The organism is Marinomonas sp. TW1 (assembly GCF_001625355.1).
GTDB lineage: Bacteria > Pseudomonadota > Gammaproteobacteria > Pseudomonadales > Marinomonadaceae > Marinomonas.
Genome location: NZ_JSEE01000024.1, coordinates 1 through 20,236, shown reverse-complemented (window position 1 = coordinate 20,236; position 20,236 = coordinate 1). Strand labels below are relative to the sequence as shown.

Sequence of the window (20,236 nt, the reverse complement as noted above, 5' to 3'; positions counted from 1 at the left end):
AGGCCATTAGAGAAACAGGCTGGCTATGCCCACGTTTGGACAGCCACTTTACACAGCCATTTTAAGGAAAAACTATGATACGCAAATGTCTATTCCCTGTTGCAGGCTACGGCACCCGTTTTTTGCCAGCCACCAAGTCCATGCCCAAAGAAATGCTCCCTATTGTTAACAAACCTCTAGTGCAATACGGTGTGGAAGAAGCAACAGCAGCAGGCCTTAACAATGTGACTTTTGTTACCGGTCGAGGCAAACGAGCCATTGCTGATCACTTTGATATCAGTTATGAGTTGGAACACCAAATCTCAGGCTCTAGCAAAGAAAAATACCTTGAAGGCATTCGTCACCTTATCGACAATGTTAACTTCTCTTTTACTCGTCAAAACAACATGTTAGGCCTAGGTCATGCCATTTTGACTGGTGAACCTTTAATCGGTGACGAAGCCTTCGGCGTTGTCTTAGCAGACGACCTTTGCTTCGGTGAAGACGACGGTGTCATGGCGCAAATGGTCAAACTCTACAACCAATTCCGTTGCACTATTGTCGCGATTGAAGAAGTACCTGAAGACGAAGTGCACAAATACGGCGTAATTAAAGGCGAATCCATGATGGAAGGGCTTTTCCGAGTGACGGACATGGTTGAAAAACCAGCGAAAGAAGACGCGCCATCTAACCTTGCTATTATTGGCCGCTACATTCTTACGCCCGATATCTTTGATAAAATTCGCAACACGCCACCAGGTCGTAACGGTGAAGTGCAAATTACAGACGCCATTATGCAACAGGCAAAAGAAGGCTGTGTTTTAGCGTATAAGTTCAAAGGCAAACGTTTTGACTGTGGTAGCGTCGATGGTTTCGTTGAGGCAACCAACTTCTGCTATCAAAATATCTATAAAGACCCTACTGAGTCTTAAGATAAACCATTTTCAAACGCCAGCTCGCCCTAAAAAGGTGCGCTGGCTTTTTTATTTACTACCACTCCCTGCCAATAATATGTTGTTCTTTATTCTTATCTAACTGAAATAAAGCTGACTTAACCAAATACAAATTGGCAAACTGATTATCGACAAGATAGTTTGCATCGTAATATAAGCCGCCATTCTTTCTGCATCCCCACCTAATTGCCGAGCCAACGCATAAGCCGAGGTTGCTGTTGGCACAAAACCGAACAAAACCGCGACCAAAGCAGGCAATCCCGTTAAATTAAACCACCAGCAAGCCCCTAGAATACTTAGAGGAAAGATGAGAAAGCGAGCAATAGAAGACAACACAAATGTCATGCCTACTGAGCGTATCGCCTCTAAACGAACACTGGCCCCAACCGCCAATAACACCATGGGTAAAGCCGCTTGAGAAAGCATAGAAACCACATCAGAAATAAATACCATCGGCGTCCACCCCAATAGATTCAAACTGCTGCCAACCACAATCGCCACAATTAAAGGGTTACGAATAAGCGCTCCGCTCAATAAACGAGGCAAGGAATTTACTCGCCCACTACTCGATCTAGGCCCATGCATTAGCATCATGGACACCACTAGAAACACATTAATGGAAGGTATCAAAACGGAGGCTCCTAAAACCGCTAAGGCCAGCCCATCGTCGCCATATACGCTGGCGGCTAACGCCAACACAATAAACGTATTAAAGCGTATTCCAGCCTGCAACATGGATGAAGCAATGGGGGCGGGTGTTTTTGCCAAACCAGTGCAAATAAACACAAACACGGCCGAGATTGCCAATGCCAACAGAAGAATGATGGTGTATTTAGGCAGCATGTCATTAGAAAAATCGATTTGAGAAGTTTTATTAAACAGTAAGGCAGGGAACAAAACCCAGTAGGTTAATTTATCAACACTGCCCCAAAAACCATCAGCAGGAAAACGTAAACGTTGGCACAAAGCACCCGCCATCAGCAAAGCAAAAACAGGTAGAATTGAAAGCGAAATGGAAAACACACATACCCCTTAATATTATTAGATTAGGATTCAACCGATATACTGGGAACTAACTGCCAATCTTGCAGCATTAACTGCTCAACAAACCAAGCAAGGCCACGCCCTGGCTGCTCATTGCGCCACGCTAAATACGCCATTTGATTCGGTCTTGGTAATTCGCACTGACGAACCACTAAACGACCATTATTGAGTTCTTCTTGGATTCTGTGTCTAGGTAAATAACCCACACCTAACCCCAAACATTGCGCCTCAATCTTGCTTTGCATCGAATCCACACGCACCACTTGCCGCGCTTCAAACAAGCCACTACTGCGAGCGGGCAAAATTTTTGAACTGTCTGCCACAACAATGGCCGGATATTGGCGCAAATGCTGTGCGGTGATCCTACCATCCAGCAAGGCTAATGGGTGCGTCGGCGACACAGCGAACACAAACTCTAATTCACCTAACGGACGAATCTGTACTTGTCCCTTTGGTAATTCTCCGGTTGCTCCTATTACCAAATCCGCCCTGCCATCCTGCAGAGCGTCCCAAGCCCCGCCTACCGCTTCTTCAGATAGACTCAACTCGACAGGTCGATTTTGATCGAGAAAACGGCCCAATACACTCATAAGAGGTGCGGACAATATCGCCGTATCCCGAGCGATTCTAAGCTTTGGCTCCCAACCAGATTCAAGTTGCTTAATAGAATCTTCTAACCGCGTCGCCGCGTCTAAAATGCTTCGTCCTTGCTCCAACACCATGTGACCCGCCGTCGTCAGTACCGCTCTTTGGCGCGAGCGATCAAACAAAGAAACCCCAAGATCATCTTCTAACTTTTTCACCGTATAAGTTAGAGCCGATGGTACTTTAAACAAAGCATCGGCGGCGGCAGAGAAACTGCCAAGCTGATGAATCGCGTCAATCACTCGCAATGCTTCTAATGTAACCGCATGAGCCATGCTTCACCTTTTGTTCAATTTTTTTGAAATACTAGCTCAAAAGCTTCCGATTTTCTTTCTTTTTAGCCTCTTCTAAACTGATCGCATTCTCGTAGAGGCTTCTCTACAGCATACTTAGGAGACAGATTATGATTCAGTTACGCTCAGCAAATGATCGCGGCCATGCTAACTTTGGCTGGCTCAACAGCTACCATAGCTTTTCATTTGGTAGCTATTTTGACCCTCAACATATGGGATTTTCTCACCTTAGAGTCATCAACGATGATACCGTCAGTCCAAGTGCTGGATTTGAAACTCATGGCCACAAAGACATGGAAATCCTTAGTCTGGTATTGCAAGGCACCATTGCCCACAAAGACAGCACAGGCAATGTCGAAACCTTGCCAGCAGGTGAATACCAACTAATGTCGGCAGGTAAAGGGATCTATCACAGCGAATTCAATGCCTCAAAAAATGAAACATTGAAATTCTTGCAGATTTGGATTCAACCTAATCATTTAGGTGGCGAACCTGGTTACCAACAAAAAGCCTTTGGTGAAGAGGAAGGTTTAACAGATATCATCACACCGGATGGTCAAAATGGTACCTTAGCCATCAAACAAGACATGCGCTTACATCAACTCATCCTATCAGAGCAAACACAATTAACTTGGCAAGTTGATCTCAAACGCCGCTACTATATTCACTTAATTGAAGGAGAACTGAGCTTAAACGATGACACTACAATGACAGCAGGGGATGGTGCGAAAATTCAAAGTCTCGAAGCAATAAACTTCACAAAATTAAGCCAATCGCGCTGCAAAGCATTGCTGTTTGATCTCATATAAATTAAGCCATAATTGGTAATGGCCTTGTGTAAAAGGCCGTTACCAACGACAAAACACATATCGCCATTCAATTTTTCACTTCCACAGAAAACGCTAAATTAGTACTAAAGTATCTTAAAATTATGAACAACTATCATTTATAGAAACCTTAGTCACTTCAAAACTGCCATTTAAACCATTGATTTAAAAATCAAAAAATTCACTTCAAAATAGCAAGCAATTCTATAAATCACTCAAACTTACTAAAAGTTTGCATTATCAACAAAAAGAAAATATATTAGATTGTATCTTTTTGTAATTTTTTGTTTCTTATTTATTTATGATCATGTCGCAAACTCCAGGTAGGGAAATACACCATGATGTTACAGCTGGGACGCATTACGTTAGTTGGTCTAGTTTCGAAAATGGTCCTTTCCCCTTCTTCCGTTTCTGCAGAAGATTTAGGCTATTCTATGGGAAACTCAGGTATTGAGGCGAATTTACAAGCAGGCCATCGAGCTTATTCCTACCAGCAATCAACTCTTTATTATCAACCTAGTTTTAACATCCAAAGTAGTATTTTAGGCCGTACATATGGCGTTCAAGGTTCATATGGATACAGTCTATATTCACCAGAAATAGCAACAGACGAAGCCCAAAGCCAAGCACTAAAGATACATTCTTTTTGGTCACCTACTCCTTCTAATAGCTTTTTTCTTAATGGCTATATAAAACAAGAGGATGAGCAACGCGGAACCGGACTCACTTCTGAACCCGAAAATATTGACGACACTCTTAGTTCATTTGATGATCGTGGTGTTCATGCAAGGTACGTATTTTCCCAGCCTGGTCAAAAAAGCTTATATTTTTCAGCTGAAAATGCCTTTAATAAAAAACAATATGGATCAGATGACATATTAGCGCTTAATGCAAATCTACAAGAAGAATCACGCTCTTTTAAGTTAGGTTATCAATGGCTAGAAGATAAAAAAATCTTTTATCAGTACGGAAAAATAAGACAAGAGTATCCTGATGCTATTGACCAATCAAAAAATACTAACATTTCCATATCAGCGTTAGGGCTAACCTGGCCAATTTCGTTTATTTCCGATCTATCAATTTCTTATGGTGAGGAAAATAAAAGTTTAGATCTAAGCCGTTCTAATCTAAAAACGAATTATTGGAATGGTGTCCTCAGATGGTCACCGCTTCCTCACAGCCAGTTTATTTTTAAAACGTCCAGTACACAAAAACCAACCACGAAGTTAAATCAGACACAAAACAAAGAGAGTGGCTACTCAATTGAGTGGAAACACATCAGAAGCTCAAACCATACAATATCTCTGTCCGCACAAAAAAACTCAATAACAAGCACCATTGAAAACATTGTTGAAAAAGAAAAGAAAACTCAGCTAAAAATTAAAAATAAATACAGAAACTATCTTTTTTCTGCCGCTTATGAAAGAAAAGAATTCACGTCAAGAAAAGACTGGTCGCTGTCTCTTTCCTTTGGTTATAGTTTTGAGAGAAACCTATGATTAAAACATCCATCATCACAATCATTTTGTTATTAAGTAGTCAAATAACCGCTAAAGACGAATATATCATTAGAGCGGGCGACATCATTAAAATACATCTTTACGATGATAAAGAGGTAAGTATAACAACTAAAATAGATACTTCTGAAACGGTAAAATTCCCTTTTATCGGCGATGTTGATGTATCAAAAAAAACAACCAAAGAGATATCTAACTTAATTACTAACAAGCTAAAAGATGGATACTTCATAAACCCTGAAGTTCATGTTTCCATTATTGAATACAGACCATTTTATATAAATGGTCAAGTAAAAAAACCGGGCGGTTTTCCCTATCAGCCTAATATCACTGTTTCGATGAGCATTGCACTAGCAGGAGGTTTAACTGATAGAGCCTCTAGCTCTGACTGGTACATAAAAAAAACCAGTGGTAAAAAAGCAAAGGTTACAGGCGAAAGCTACATATACCCTGGTGATATATTAATTATTGAGAGAAGTTTTTTTTAGTATGAGAGAGCAAGATAAAAGCAATGATGAGATCGATTTAACTGAAATATTCTCAATCATAAATAACAAGAAATGGATTTTCATCATCCTTATCATTATTACATCACTTATTTCCTCATACGTATATTATGAGACACCTGAGACATACACCTCCTCCGTTAATATTCAAGTCAATCTAAACAAAAAAAAGGGCGGTTCAATTCTTGATGAGCTTTCTTTTGGATCAGGACGTTCCAACAGTTTCGGCTCTGAACTCGAACTCATAAAATCTAGAAAACTACTGTCTAATGTTGTGGATATCTTAAAATTAAATGAAGAGATTCTTGAAAAAAGATCAAAAAACCACATACCAGAATACATTATACCGGCACTTTCCATTGTCCATTCAACTTTATCAAAAATTAAGAATCCTCTTAGTAAAGATGCATTTGAGGAAAGTCATATTGAAATACTTACAACTAAAAAACTCCAAGACATGCTTGCTATCTCCTATTCAGAAGCGGGAGGTTTTATTACCATATCAATCACTTCTTATAATGCAGAACTATCAAAAAACATCGCAAACACGATTGCAAACAGTTATATCCAATATAAGGATAGAGAAGTTGATCTACGTGAAGAAAAAACTTTAAGTTGGCTATCTAGCGAATTAAGAAATATAAAGAATGATATATTAAGATCAGAGAGTGAACTTAAAAAATTATCAGGAGACGATGAGTCACCAGACATAAAAATAATGATGGGGTTAAAAGAAGATGAACTTAATACCTTATCTCATGACATTAAGAAACTAAAAGAAAAATTAGATATAGATGAAATATATTTTGAAAAAATCAAAGCAACACAAGACCCTAATATTATTTTAGACTCCCCATTGATTGATACAACAAATGAAATTGAAAGAACTAAAGGGTTAATATCATCTTCTGAAGCAAAACTACTTGAAGCAAGTTTTAAATATGGTCCAAAACACCCTAATTATAAAATTCTCAATGAAAATCTAGAAAATGAAAAGGAAAAACTAATCAATCAGATAGAAAACCAATTAAACATCAAAAAATCTATATTTGAAGTCGAAAAGAAAAAATTGAAATCATTAAAATCATCATTAAATGAAATAAAAATAGAATTAAAAGAACTCAGTCATTCAGAAGATATTTATCTTGATAAGCTAAGAGAAGTAGAAAGCTATCGAAACCTCTACAATATGACTTTGAAGCGATTTCAAGAAAGTCAAAGTATTAGTAAAATTAAAAATGAAGTCGCTAGAGTGCTTGATTACGCTTTGCTAATAGACGTTAAAAAGAACAACAACCGATACATTAAATCTATTTTAATCCTCTTTGCAGGGGTGATTTTCAGTTTATTCATTAGTCTATTTTTTGGACTATTAGACCAAAAAATTTACAACAAATCATCTTTAGAAAACACAAGTCAACTTCCTGTATTAACCTCATTACCAAAGACGCCATCCTCACTCAACACGCCCAATTCCTTTCGTTTTTCTACTGATAAAATTTATTTAGAGTCTCTTTATCGACTACGAACTCAACTTAGGTCGATCTACAAAGACAAAAAAGTTATCTCTATTGCATCGTCAAATGCAAAAGAAGGAAAATCAACAACCGCTTTACACCTTGCCAAAGCATTATCTGAAGTTGAAAAGACATTACTTATTGATATTGATTTCAGAAGACAATCTATTACAAATATTTTAAATATCCCTAAAAATAAGCCAGGGCTATCTGACATCATCATGAAAAAAAGCAAATTTTCTCAAGCCATAACCCAGAACTATAAAGAGGGATTTGATGTTTTAGGTGTTGGTACCTTTTTAGAAAAGCCAAACTATTTACTTTCATCACCAATGATGAAGCTGTCCTTAGATCATCTAAAAAAATATTATGACAGAATCATCATCGAAACACCTCCAGCTCAAATCTTTTCTGATGCTGAAAGTGTATCAAAGCTGTCCGATGGGGTAATTATCATTGTAAAGTCTGGTCATACTAGGAAGAAAGAATTAATAGATACAATTAATCAATTTGACATGCTCAAAGTCGATATATTGGGAACCATCTTAACTAAGATAAACTTTTCATCTAAAACTAAAAACTATAATAAATACATTCAAGAAAAAAAGGCCTAGAGTCTATTTTTTAAAAATGCAAACTCAGCCGTTTACCTTGGTGTTCAATGATGTCCACCTCCACACCATAAAGCGCCTGAACATTATCAGACGTTAGCACCTCGCTTGGGGCGCCTTGAAATAATATTGCCCCTTGTTTTAGCGCAACGATATGATCTGCATACAAGCTGGCATAATTAATATCATGCAACACAATAACGATGGTTTTGTTCCAATCAACAATGGCACGGCGCAATGTCGTCATCAAATGTCGAGCATGATACATATCCAAATTGTTTAACGGCTCATCCAGTAGGATGTAGTCTGTTCCTTGGCAAAACACCATGGCCACCAATGCCATCTGACGTTGCCCACCTGACAATTCATCTAAAAAAGTAGCGCGTAATTTTGATAGTTCAAAATACGCCAGCATTTTCTCAACGACGTCATAATCGTCTGATTTCGGCCGTCCTCTGTGATATGGATACCTCGCGTAGAGTAATAAATCCTGTACCGTCAGTCGGCTCATAAAATGGCTGTGTTGCTCTAAGATGCCCACCTTCTTAGCCATAACCTGACTTGGTGTGGTCGAAATATCGAGATGATCGAAAAGAATCTGACCCGTTTGCAAGGGTAATAAACGTGCCATAAGGGATAACAAGGTCGATTTACCTGCGCCATTTGGACCAATCAAGGCGATGCTTTGCCTGGCTTCTAATGAAAGCTGAGTCGCTTCTAATATGGTCTTGTCTGCTCGCTTAAACCCCACATTCTGGATCTGAATCATTGTCGACCTCGCTTTACTAACAGCATAAAAAATACACTTCCACCAATGACTTCAATCACCACACTTAATGTGGCCTTCATGGCTAAGACATGCTCAAAGAAAGTCTGACCCGCAACCAAAATCAACGCTCCCACCATCGCCACCATTAATAAGTGATAACCTGAGTGACCAGCAGGAAAACACTGTTGAACCAGGGCGACAACCAACAAGCCAAAAAATAAAATCGGCCCGACCAGGGCGGTTGAGATACTGACCAACACCGCGACTAACATTAAAAATAAGCAGGTCATAGGTACATAGGCAATGCCCAAATTGATCACATGGCTACGTCCCAAACGGAAGATATCCAATACGGAATGAAAGCGCCAAAGCAAACACAAACAACCAGCTAATAACACCAAAGCCACCCAAAGCACCTGTCGGTCAAGCTGATCGAATCGAGCAAAAGCCGCGCCTTGAAAAACGACAAAGTCTTCAGGTGAAATCATGCGACCGAGAAACTCATTCGCCGCTTGCACCAGCAAACCAAGCACAATGCCAATCAACAACAATCGATTCATATCTTGATGGAAACGCAGAATCAAACCGCCAAAAATAAACAGAGCAAAGCCAATCATCACCACGTTATTAACCAAAAACAAATGCATCGCATCAATGGCTAAGTACTGTACCGTGCCGAACGCCGAGATAAGAACCAGACTAATCAATAAGTAAATGGCATCCAACCCCATAATCGATGGTGTCAAAATGCGACTATGCGTCAAGGTTTGAAAAACATAAGTGGATACCGCCACAGCCACACCAACGGCATTCAGTGCCAGCCATTTCTCAAAACGCAGCATTAGAAAGAAATGATCCTCAGGAGTTAACCCCAAAGTAATAAACAAGAAAGAAGACAATAGCCAAACACTAAAGATGCCTTGTAACACACGTTCCTGAAATCGATTAGAGTGCACGTCGATCGCCTCGCCATAACATCACTAAAAAAACCGTCCCAGCGAATACAGCAAACACCAAGTTAGCGGGCACTTCTAATGGATGAGTCAGTAAACGACCAATGACATCACAAAGCAGTAATGAACTAGCGCCCATCCATGCACACCATGGCAAGCTCTGTTTCAAATTATCACCACAGTATTGCCTCACAATATTAGGGATAACGAGTCCTAAAAAGCTGATCATGCCCACGGTTGCAACCACCAATGAGGTAGCCAACGCAATCATAGCCAAAGCAATAAAAACTAACGCACGATAAGGCACTCCTAACGTTCTGGCCAGATCTTCCCCCATACCTAACATACTGAACTGATTTGCCATCCAATAAGCCATCACGCCAATAATCAGAGCCCCCCACAGTAGTTCATAGCGCCCCTGAATTATGGTCGCGAAATCACCATTCAACCACACGGTTAGCATCTGCATGCGATCAAACTCAAAGGCTAAAAAGGTCACACCTGCCCCCAGAATGGCACTGTAAACCAAACCGATTAAAGGCAGTTGCAGTGGATCCGATAAAGTCAGCTTCTGCAATAATGCGAAAAATACCAATAAGCTAAATAAGCCCATACCGGCACCAAGTAGCATTTTTCCCAGCAACCCTATTTCGGGAAACAGGACACTACAGAGCAATAATCCTAGCGCGATGCCTTGCGGTGTGCCTAAGGTAGTGGGTTCAGCAAACACATTATTCATCGCCGATTGCGACAAGCAGCCGACGATGCCTAAAATGCTGCCTACAATTAACACCGCTAGGGTTCTTGGTATTCGACTCGATATCATGACATTAGAGACTTCCGGCTGTCGCCAAATGTCCATTATCGAGATGGAATAAGCGCCAACGAATAAACTAAAAGCACCAAGGATCAATAAAAAGACCGATGCCAACAGCCCATAACTAAATGGCTTCATACTGTTCCAAAGATAACCGTATCAAACTTTCTGTTCGCCTAATGAAGCCGTCTTCCAATAAGCGACTAAATCAATATGAGCAGGACTAATAAGGGAGTTCAAGGTGATCAAGCGTCGTTTCATTTTCGCAATAACATGAGCTTCCGTTGCGGCCCATAACCAAGTGGCGTCCCCTAGAGAAAGAATCGGCAAAGTTTCTAATGCGTGATACAGCAGCGCACCATAAAGCTGATCATCTTCTGAATCTCGATATAACCAATTCAGGTTTGTATTATCACCATGAGAGAGAGGAATTTCACTGTCCACACTGGCCACTTCTATCCACGCATCAATACGCGCCTCATTTGGTAAAATCTCTAACCATCTTGCGAAGGCTGGCAAGCTGGTTTCATCCACAAAAAAGACATAGTTTGAGGCATTGGTCGGCGGCAACTTAACCGATCTAGGGCCAAAGATACCTAATATATCACCGATTTTTGCCTGCTTAGCCCAAGGCCCACCTACCCCCTCATCGTGTAAGACAAAATCAATATCCAAGGTTAATTGCTGCTCATCAAAAGCTCGGATAGTGTAATCACGAAAAGGGGAAAAACGCCCTTCTGACGCGCCCTGCCAATCGGCCGAACCATTTTCCAACACCTCAGGCATGCGTAAATCATCTGGTGTAGGTGGAAAAAACAGTTTTACATGCGCTTCAGGAGCCAAAGGATGGAAGCCAAAGCCCTCTAATTCAGGCCCTTGTAGTCTAACGCGTCTTAACGTTGGCGAGAGATCCATTATCCTTACAACCCTAGCGGAACGTGGTTTAAGAGGAATTTCAATCCTAGTATTTTTTAACATCTTCCATCACTCATTCATCAACCAATTTAAAAACGAGCAGAGGCGCTAAAAGCACGCTCTAGCTGCTGCAGTGTGCTTTTTAAACCTTGTACACCACCAACGGCATTCAAGGTTCCGACACCATCTAAATACACAATTTTCCCTCTTTTAGCAGCCATAGTGGCGTTGACTAGAGGGTTATTCATTTGCTGCTGAGCATTTGAAGACGGCTTGCCAACCGCATCATCGCGATCCATCACGATTAACCAATCCGGGTTTTGCGCCAAGATGTATTCAAAAGAAATGGGCGCTAACTCCCCTAACTGTTTACTGTCATCCTCCACTAAGGTCATACCCAACTCTGAATGAAACCAATCAATGCGTGTTTTTTCAGTCAACATGTTCAATGAACGACCAATGACCATCACCACCATAATGCGCTCATCTGGATTAACCAGAGCCTTAACGTCATCCCTCAAGGTAAGTAACTCTTGTTTTATGGGTTGCGCCTGAGCCGTTTTGTCGACCAATTTGGCCAGCACATCAAAACGTGACAAAGCAGATTGAAAGGTATTACCTCGTGGCAATGACAAATCAATGGTCGGAGCAACCTCAGCGACCGATGTGAATTGCTTCGCGGAACGTGTTCCAACCATCACCATATCGGGCTGCAATTTATGAATCGCTTCAAGGTCTGCATTAAACAGAGTTCCAACCGTTTTAGCCTGTGTTTGCTTGATATAATTAAGATGAATACCATCCGGCATGCCCAGCAACTTGACGCCAAGTGCATCCAAGCTGTCTACCACCCCTGCGGGAAAAGCAATAATACGTTGCGGATGAGAAGGTAAATTTCCCGTATTAGGAAAAGCACTCAGGTCAGCGGCTTGGACACGAATTAGAGCACTAAGCAATATAAGAACCAGACTTAGTAGTGCGTGTTTTCTCAACATAAAGAAACCTATATCACCCATAAATTATTCGTGTGTTTGATAACCTTCAATAAATATTTTTGGCGTTATGCCATAAGCTCGACGAAACGCATGAATAAAACTTGATGAGTGCTGATAACCAACCAGCCAAGCCGCTTCCGCAATGGATTTCTTCTCTTCTACCATAAGCTGTTTGGCACGCATCAGCCGATGTTCCGTCACCCAAGCCCCTAATGGTTTACCTAACTGTTCGACCGCTCTTCGCTGTAAAGTCCTTGTACTCATGTGCAAAGCATCCGCCATCTGCTGTACATCAAACACCCCTTGCTCCAGTAAGGTTTGTAAGCGCAATTCCAATTCCGACACCTGCCCCAACTCTAACTGAATAAAGTGCTGCCAACTTATGTTTAACAACTTCATGCCAAGCATATCTTTATGAAGAGGGTCTTTGTCGTTTGCATCCGCCAACCACGCCTCACAACCTTGACGCATGTTAGCGGTTAACGGCCAATCTCTAACCGCTTGACGATAGACAGCCTTAGATAAGGTAAGAGACGCATTCGTATCAGCAAACCAGCGCTCCATGCCGCGCAATACCACTTTTTCATGAGACTGACCCGCAAAAGTCACGCGGCGAAAACGAATCGAGTCATTCAGGCTCAGCATAATGCAACGGCCCTGCTCACCTGCGGTAAAACAATAATCTTGCTTACCCAATGAAAACTGTAAGTCGCCTTTTATCAAAAAAATAAAAGAAATTTGTGGTTTTATCTGTGCGGTATCATCGATGCTCCGCAGATAAGTGTTGCGTCCTCCGTGAATAGCAACACCACTTTTTAACGAATCAAATCGATATTGTCCCGAGTAATAATCACGAATGGTCTGATCATCATAAGAATCATTATCATGCTGTGGCGCAGTATAGAGCACTCTCATTCCCTCTCTGAAGACGTTGGCATGTTTTCCGAATAGATTGGCAAGTATTCAACACAAGGCAAAAAGTCGGTTGTCATATAATAAATGTAAACGATAACCCTTCTCATTAGCAATGAGAAAAAATTATACAAGGATTTCCAATGTCAAAATACCCTAAGTTTGCCTTTAGCACGCTTTTCTCCTGTCTGCTATTCAGCTCGCCCAGTTGGGCTGAAAACCAAGTACGTCTTTCCACGCTGACAGTGGAAGGCAATCAACTTTACCAAGAGGAGGCCTCCGAGGAATCCGATTCCTATACTGTCGATGGCGCCACTGTAGGCAGTAAAACGCCGGCCACGTTGCGTGATATTCCTCAATCCATCAGCGTGGTGACCGACCAAAGTATTGAAGATCAAAATGCGGACACCCTAGAAGAAATCGCCATCAACACTCCTGGTCTACGTATGCTTCCGAACGAGCGAGGCCGCTCTTCTGTTATTGCACGAGGCTATAAATATTCTGAATACAACGTTGACGGCCTACCCGCACAAATGGAAAGTCGACTCGGTACCATGCCAAACCTAGCGGCGTTTGACCGCATTGAAATTATGCGAGGTCCTTCAGGGTTGTTTGATGCCAGTGGCGAAATGGGCGGCATTATTAATCTGGTTAGAAAGCGCGGTACGGATGAATTTCAAGGCACGGCAGAAGCCAGCCTTGGTTCCAACGAAGAGTATGGAGCGGGTCTAGATATTGGCTCACCTCTTAACGAAGACGGCAGCATCCGTGGTCGCTTAGTCATCAACGGCTTTGGTGAAACGCCTGAAGAAACTGACAAAGCAGAGCATCACGAAACCGTTTATGCGGCCGTCGATATCGACTTAAACGACGACACCACTTTAGGATTGGGCTATCTTCATCAAGCCCGCGATGTCACACCAAACAATGGCTTACCACTGGATGCAGACGGCCATTTATTAAGCCTACCAAATCACGACTATTATGCCCCGAGCTGGAACAGCTTCAGCATGGAAAGTGATGATTTCTTCGCTGATTTAACCCATTACTTTGATAATGGCGGCTATGGCAAAGTCGGTATGCGTTACCGTGAAAACGCCAGTGACTGGAACTACATGTATGCAGGATCAGCCATTAGTTCAAGCGATACCATTACCATGTTGCCGTATGCTGGCGATGTGGAACAAAAAGCCTTAGTGGCGGACGCCAGCTACAGCCAGCCATTCAAGTGGTTAGGAAATATCTCCGAATTTGTCGTGGGCGCTGATTACAAAAACTTTGAAGATGATAGAAAAGAATACAAATCCCGTGCTGGCACCAGCTATTCAGTTGCCGACCTAAGCAGCATCGCCTACTACGATATTCTGGCAACCAATGGTGCCAGCGGTTACAGCAATGTAGAACGAGAAGAAACAGGGTTATACGGCAAATTAACATTGCGTCCAATCAGCGCTTTGGCTGTTATCCTTGGCGCCCGTGCAAGCCAATGGGACATGACCAATACCAATAAGCTGACGGACTCCGTCACGACTCGTAGTGACAACAAAGCCATCTGGTACGGTGGCGTTGTCTATGACCTAGACGATGCCCACAGCCTATACGCCAGTGCCTCTGAACTGTATGTCCCTCAAGAATACGTTGACGGCAATGGCGATGTCCTCGACCCTCGCGAAGGAAAACAAATAGAAGCAGGCATCAAAGCAAGCTACCTTAACGATGCTCTTCAGGCTCGTTTCAGCCTATACCAAATCGATGACAAAAACGCTTGGGGAGTCAACGCCTCTCGTGAATTCATTGCCACTGGCAAGCGACGCATGCAAGGCGCCGAAGTCGAAGTGATTGGCCAAGTAACGCCTGAATTTAAGATCATTGCCGGTTACAGCTACATTGATACCGACATCATCGAAGAAAGCTCTTACGATGTACTGATCAGCTACATGCCTGAACACATGTTCAACCTATGGGGCAACTACCAAGTCAATGACAAACTCAACCTTGGTTTAGGTTTGAATACCTTAAGCAAAATTGAAAATGATTCTGGCGCAGACGCCAGCGCCTATGAAGTGGTGAATGCCATGGCATCTTATCAATTTACGCCTCAGTTAAACGCCCAAATTAACATTGATAATCTGTTCAATGAACGATACTACGCACGGGTTGGCGACGCTGGGCAATTTAATATTCCAGGCGCTGAACGCTCAGTAAAAGCCACTCTTCGTTACCAATTCTAACACTTTACCAAGGAGTCGACCTCATAAGGCAGTATGAGGTCGATAGTAGACATTATGAGTCAAACAAACCTACATATTGGCCTAGCACTGGTTATGGGCTGGTTAAGTGGTAACGGCTGGCGGCGCGACGACAGCCAAGTCGAACAACTATTCAACCTCCAACCTTATCTTGATCTTGCTCGCCAAGCCGAACACGCAAAACTGGACTTTGTCTTCCGTCCAGACACCCTCTTTCTCAAAACAGAGCCTCTCAACACAGAACCAGGCTTTAGCAACCTAGACCCCTTTATCCTCCTGTCTGCTATCGCCAGCCAAACACAGCACATAGGTTTGGTTGCCACCGCTTCTACCACCTTTTTACCGCCTTATGTGGTTGCCAGACAACTGCAATCCTTACATTGGCTGAGTCAAGGACGTGCTGGCTGGAACCTAGTCACCGCCATTGACGGACAGCAAAACTTTGGTGAAAACCAACTATTACCATCAAAGCAACGTTATCAAAAAGCACAAGAACATCTAGAGGTGGTTCAGAAACTCTGGCAAAGCTACCCAAACAGCAGCCTGAAACTAGACAAAGAGACGCCACAGTTTGCTGACGTTGAACAAATACACCCGATTCAACACACTGGCGAATACTTCAACATTACTGGGCCACTTAGCACACCAACCACCCCATTTGGTGACATCCCCTTGTTTCAAGCTGGCGCCTCTAATGAAGGACGTGCCTTTGCCGCCTCAGTCGCCAACGCTGTCTTTGCGGCGACGCCCGATCTAGAAGCCGGCATAGAACTGAGAAATGACTTAATACAAAGAGCGGCCAAACAGGGTCGAGACCCCAACGCACTCAAAGTATTACCTGGGTTAAGCTTATACCTTGCAGAAACTCGCGAAGCAGCAGCACAAGTCTACCAAGAAACCCATGCAGACTCAGACCTTGAAAAGCGCTATGCCTACATTGAAGAAGCCATTGGCCTCGACTTGAGACACTATAACAACGGTGACATTTTGACAGAAGCCGACCTCACAGAATTCGATAGACCGGTACGCAGCCGAACCCACAGCAACCTCATGCGTCAATACATCATCCGAGAAAGGCCTAGTGTGTATAGCTTCCTGCAGCGTCCAGAAGTCTGTGGCTCGTCCCACTGGTTAGTCATCGGAACAGCACAAGACGCAGTAGACAGCATTATCGAACGCGTATCAGCCGGTGCTGCAGATGGCTTCATCGCCATACCCGGTGGACACATACAATCGGCACAATTATTCTTTGAAAAAGTCATTCCCGCCTTAGTAGAACAAGGCTGGTTTCGTGAAGAGTACCAAGGAAACACCTTAGCGGAACATTTGCTGGGGTGAATTTTGAGCGATTTTTAAAGATTTGAAGCCAGATGGAGAAAGTGATTTAGATTTCCGTCTGGCTTTGAATATAGCGATGATGGATGTTACTGGTGAGGAATAACGAGGCTGTAGAATTACTCGAACAGCTAAGTTCAGCTAAAAAACGAGCTCCTGAGATCAATTCTAAGAGGTTTTAAGGCATTAGGTAATGAATTTCGACCCCATTAAACAGACTGTTTTTCTTAAAGAAGAGTAATTCTACAGCCTCAACGCCGTTGTAAACGGCTAAAATTTGTGAAGCAAGAACAAAGCCAACTGTTTTTTGCCCGTGTTTACGACTTAGTTATGGCACCTTGCACAATACATATGACTGTACCTCACAAAAATACAAAGCTTCTATATCAAAGAGTTTTATAAAAGGATCTTCACAACCAAAATTTCGATATAAATAAACCATCTTACAAATTAGGCTAGCGGCTAGCTTTATAACCCTATCATTGTGAGACCTGTTAGCATTCTGCTCATAAGAATATCGGCTTTGCGTGAAGAGATCTTTATTTGTAGATAGTGTTTTAAGGTCTAATGAATTAAAGAGATAATGCTGGATTTTTTCAGGTAATGCTTCATACAAAACCATTAGGTCATGTGCATTTGCACCTTTAGGCAAAACCTTTCTCTTTTCAAACTCATAAGTTTCATTAAGTTGACCTTTATTGCTTTTTACCGACGTGTGGAAACTTTTAAGTATAATTTCAATACTTAAAGCACACACCACCGCTTGAATTCCCATTCTTTGATGAGGGGAAGAAGTACAAATTTTATAGTAATCATAAGCATTCTCTAGCATGTACGGTCTGAAATCTATTTGTTCAATTCCATTGATATCAGGCGAAAATTTTAACTCATTCACTGTACTTCCCTTTGTGCCATAACAATTAAGGGTTATACAGCAGCGTAGCTGCGGCTATAACCCGTTGTTGAACGGCTGCGTTATCTATATAGGGGATTTGCTTTCTTCATGGTGGGACTTCCCTGTTAAATAACTCGCTGAATACCAAAGCCTGCTTGGACTATGCCGCTTCAGATCGTCTTTGATCGCCGTTTGCTCTTTTGTAACGCGATTTAACAAGCAAGGCAAGCGATTACCTCAGTCCTTATGACCTGATGAGTTTTTTAGTGCTTACTCTTTTCTGTCGCTCCTCCAAGCGGCTTAGTTCAACGCCGCGCTAAGCGGACTAAAATTGTAGGTTAAATGTGGAACGAAGCGAAACACAACCCACTGTTTTAGTTCCGTTTAAGCGCTTTGTTATGTTTCAATGCTATTTCTCTTGGAAATGAACACTTCTAACAGAACGATTTTTAAGGAGGAAATAACTAACCGTCTGTGATACTTGCATATCGCTTTCCAGCAAACTTAATTACTAAATAACACTGATCCATTTTCCATACCCCCTCCGAATTTTACCAACATTCCCCCGAGTTCCGGTAATAAGCAATTGTATACACTTGCTACTCATATTTTTTAGGAGGTTCAGATGTCTATAGGCTGCCACGCAAACCCACTTAACGGTGCTTCACAATTTCAAATTGATCCAATTCGCCCAGCCTGGCGTCCCGCCGCACAGGCCATTATCCTAGGAGCAAATCAACATCGCTGTCACATTATTTCATTTGAAGCAATTCAAAATGATCTTTGCAATATTTTAAACGATATACTCGCGAATCGAGGCAATATAGCCATGGCTGGGCACATCAATAGACTTCACGGTTTATGTTCAGCTTTGTTTGTTACCCCTGCGCCTAATCCTGAAACGGTTGCGATGGCAGCAGCTCGAAACAATCTTGTTGCTCTATTTAACGCCCCAGCAGCGGTAGGCATGGCTATCGCTGCTGAGCGTGCAAATTTCACACAAAGCGCTGGTAATTTACTCTCGATTTTAAATAGTTGCCCCGACAACCTTCGCGCGGGCGATGGAGGGGTAAACTCTGCAATAGGAATCAATGTTGACGCTGATTTTTTAGCTGGTTCATTTTGGTACCACGGCCCAGCGATAACAGCGGGAGGCATCACAACTAGTGCAGTACCCCCTGCACTAGTTGTGGTAGGTGGACCCGGTGCTGTGGTACCACTTCCACCAGGAGCGGTAATGGTCGGTCCTATAGAATGCATGCGTCTAACACTACCTCACGAAGCCGCGGTATATAGGTATCAAAATATCTCCACCTTAGCCCTCTCATTCGTGGTTAGTGGTATTGGCGGAGCAGTATACCCAGGTACTGCTGCAGGTCAGCATCTGTCATCAACAAACATGCCTACAGTATGGAATGTGCCACCAATTCCAGTTTTAGTGGACGACGGGGTAAACACTCCCTTTTTATATCAATAAGAGGGGCGCAAAAAGCATGCTCAACCGAATAAATCCAGCCCCAGTTGAGCTATTTACGTTTCATCCAAACAGTCCCGAAAAATTTATCATTTCCGGGACGTTCTGGAACAGAACATTTTTAATAGTGCGCATGCGCGTTTACGCTGATGGGATATTTTTCGAAACCATATAACACATTGAAATTCATCAAGTTTTTTATCATCCCTGAAAAATCGAGTAATCAAAAAAAGTGTGCGTGTTTGTAATGTTCACATTGCACGTTATTTCGGTAACGAATTTTCTATCCGTCTGATACTAGTACAGTATTTGGTCAGGTAAAAGGACAAAACGGGCTAGTCTAACAAAATAACCGAGTCTTGCAGTTAATACGATTGGATAGAGGTTGCTGGACTAACCCCATCCTAACCTTCCCCTTGAAAACATAAGGGGAAGGAACAAAGAGACTTGGTTTGTCGACAAAACATCATATCGGATAGCTTGAGCCCATCTGACTTATGCATGTGACTAGTACCGTAATTGATTGGGTAAAAGAACAAAACGGGCTAGGCTAACAAAATAACCGAGTCTTGCAGTTAATGTGATTGAATTGAGGTTGCTGGACTAACCCCATCCTCACCTTCCCCTTGAAGACATAAGGGGAAGGAACAAGAGACTTGGTTTGGTGACAAAACACAACGTCGCAAGGCTTAAACATCAAGTGGTGTGGTTGGTTGAGCGCAGTGGAACTTTTAAGGAGGTCTGACCCTGCACACTTGATACGAGAGGCTCTTGTTTTGCCGTATCTTTTTAGAGAGCTGCTGACGCGTCGAGCTAGCGAGACAGGCACAAGTAAATAAAAGCATAAGAAACGACTTCTCGTAGGAGGGTTAGACCCCGATTTGTGATTTGTCTCACTTATTTCAGACGTAAAAAAGCCCTGACAGGATAACCTATCAGGGCTTCTTAATTTAAAGCTTGACGACGACCTACTCTCACATGGGATCCCCCACACTACCATCGGCGATGGCGCTTTTCACTGCTGAGTTCG

General features: G+C 42.4%; 17 protein-coding genes and 1 rRNA gene. 8 read left to right on the top strand and 10 right to left on the bottom strand.

Translation table 11 applies throughout. The features are described 5' to 3' along the window. Positions 1–74 precede the first annotated feature (74 nt). The gene (gene galU, locus OA79_RS17345) at positions 75–911 is read left to right on the top strand and encodes a UTP--glucose-1-phosphate uridylyltransferase GalU (protein ID WP_063334478.1); all 837 of its coding nucleotides are present in this window, start codon (positions 75–77) and stop codon (positions 909–911) included. 99 nt (positions 912–1,010) lie between these two features. Here galU and OA79_RS17340 read toward each other — a convergent pair whose 3' ends face one another. Beyond that, positions 1,011–1,955: an AEC family transporter gene (locus OA79_RS17340; protein WP_063334477.1), complete on the bottom strand. Its 945-nt coding sequence runs from the start codon at positions 1,953–1,955 to the stop codon at positions 1,011–1,013. A 23-nt stretch (positions 1,956–1,978) separates the two neighbouring features. After that, the gene (locus tag OA79_RS17335) at positions 1,979–2,896 is read right to left on the bottom strand and encodes a LysR substrate-binding domain-containing protein (RefSeq protein ID WP_063334476.1); all 918 of its coding nucleotides are present in this window, start codon (positions 2,894–2,896) and stop codon (positions 1,979–1,981) included. Between the two features lie 128 nt (positions 2,897–3,024). Here OA79_RS17335 and OA79_RS17330 point away from each other — a divergent pair, with 128 nt between their 5' ends. From OA79_RS17330 to OA79_RS17315, 4 genes are all read left to right on the top strand, one after another. Next, positions 3,025–3,723 (top strand): pirin family protein, encoded by a 699-nt coding sequence (locus OA79_RS17330; RefSeq protein ID WP_063334475.1) that lies wholly within the window; start codon positions 3,025–3,027, stop codon positions 3,721–3,723. A 356-nt stretch (positions 3,724–4,079) separates the two neighbouring features. Next, complete coding sequence (locus OA79_RS17325) at positions 4,080–5,240, top strand: hypothetical protein (RefSeq protein WP_063334474.1); 1,161 nt, start codon at positions 4,080–4,082, stop codon at positions 5,238–5,240. Continuing rightward, entirely contained in the window at positions 5,237–5,746 is a 510-nt protein-coding gene (locus OA79_RS17320; protein ID WP_063334473.1) for a polysaccharide biosynthesis/export family protein, read from the top strand. The genes OA79_RS17325 and OA79_RS17320 overlap by 4 nt, the downstream gene beginning before the upstream one ends. A 1-nt stretch (position 5,747) precedes the next feature. Beyond that, on the top strand, positions 5,748–7,895 hold the full coding sequence (locus tag OA79_RS17315) for a GumC family protein (RefSeq protein WP_063334472.1): 2,148 nt from the start codon (positions 5,748–5,750) through the stop codon (positions 7,893–7,895). Positions 7,896–7,905: 10 nt separating this feature from the next. Here the strand turns inward: OA79_RS17315 and OA79_RS17310 are convergent, their stop codons facing one another. Genes OA79_RS17310 through OA79_RS17285 form a run of 6 tightly spaced genes read right to left on the bottom strand, consistent with a single transcriptional unit; the run spans position 7,906 to position 13,250 of the window. Beyond that, the gene (locus OA79_RS17310; RefSeq protein ID WP_063334471.1) at positions 7,906–8,661 is read right to left on the bottom strand and encodes an iron ABC transporter ATP-binding protein; all 756 of its coding nucleotides are present in this window, start codon (positions 8,659–8,661) and stop codon (positions 7,906–7,908) included. After that, on the bottom strand, positions 8,658–9,617 hold the full coding sequence (locus tag OA79_RS17305) for an iron chelate uptake ABC transporter family permease subunit (RefSeq protein ID WP_082825524.1): 960 nt from the start codon (positions 9,615–9,617) through the stop codon (positions 8,658–8,660). Before OA79_RS17305 ends, OA79_RS17310 begins: the two co-directional genes overlap by 4 nt. Beyond that, positions 9,607–10,569 (bottom strand): iron chelate uptake ABC transporter family permease subunit, encoded by a 963-nt coding sequence (locus OA79_RS17300; protein ID WP_063334469.1) that lies wholly within the window; start codon positions 10,567–10,569, stop codon positions 9,607–9,609. Before OA79_RS17300 ends, OA79_RS17305 begins: the two co-directional genes overlap by 11 nt. Positions 10,570–10,590: 21 nt before the next feature. Continuing rightward, positions 10,591–11,409 carry a siderophore-interacting protein gene (locus tag OA79_RS17295; RefSeq protein WP_082825523.1) on the bottom strand — a complete coding sequence of 273 codons (819 nt, stop codon included), beginning with the start codon at positions 11,407–11,409 and terminating at the stop codon, positions 10,591–10,593. A 26-nt stretch (positions 11,410–11,435) separates the two neighbouring features. Beyond that, a complete protein-coding gene (locus OA79_RS17290) occupies positions 11,436–12,341 on the bottom strand; it encodes an ABC transporter substrate-binding protein (protein WP_063334467.1) in 906 nt (301 codons plus the stop codon). A 24-nt stretch (positions 12,342–12,365) separates the two neighbouring features. Continuing rightward, entirely contained in the window at positions 12,366–13,250 is an 885-nt protein-coding gene (locus tag OA79_RS17285; protein WP_197465408.1) for a helix-turn-helix domain-containing protein, read from the bottom strand. Between the two features lie 146 nt (positions 13,251–13,396). On the opposite strand from OA79_RS17285, the gene OA79_RS17280 reads away from it, so the two are divergent. Together OA79_RS17280 and OA79_RS17275 are read left to right on the top strand one after the other, a co-directional pair. Further along, positions 13,397–15,484: a TonB-dependent siderophore receptor gene (locus OA79_RS17280; RefSeq protein WP_063334465.1), complete on the top strand. Its 2,088-nt coding sequence runs from the start codon at positions 13,397–13,399 to the stop codon at positions 15,482–15,484. Positions 15,485–15,538: 54 nt separating this feature from the next. Further along, positions 15,539–16,840 (top strand): NtaA/DmoA family FMN-dependent monooxygenase, encoded by a 1,302-nt coding sequence (locus tag OA79_RS17275; protein WP_063334464.1) that lies wholly within the window; start codon positions 15,539–15,541, stop codon positions 16,838–16,840. Between the two features lie 325 nt (positions 16,841–17,165). Here OA79_RS17275 and OA79_RS17270 read toward each other — a convergent pair whose 3' ends face one another. Continuing rightward, positions 17,166–17,732: a hypothetical protein gene (locus OA79_RS17270; protein WP_063334463.1), complete on the bottom strand. Its 567-nt coding sequence runs from the start codon at positions 17,730–17,732 to the stop codon at positions 17,166–17,168. Positions 17,733–18,357: 625 nt separating this feature from the next. Between OA79_RS17270 and OA79_RS17265 the strand changes: the two genes are divergently transcribed. Beyond that, positions 18,358–19,209 (top strand): hypothetical protein, encoded by an 852-nt coding sequence (locus OA79_RS17265; protein WP_063334462.1) that lies wholly within the window; start codon positions 18,358–18,360, stop codon positions 19,207–19,209. A 952-nt stretch (positions 19,210–20,161) separates the two neighbouring features. Here the strand turns inward: OA79_RS17265 and rrf are convergent. After that, positions 20,162–20,236, bottom strand: a 5S ribosomal RNA gene (rrf, locus tag OA79_RS18640); the annotation flags it as partial.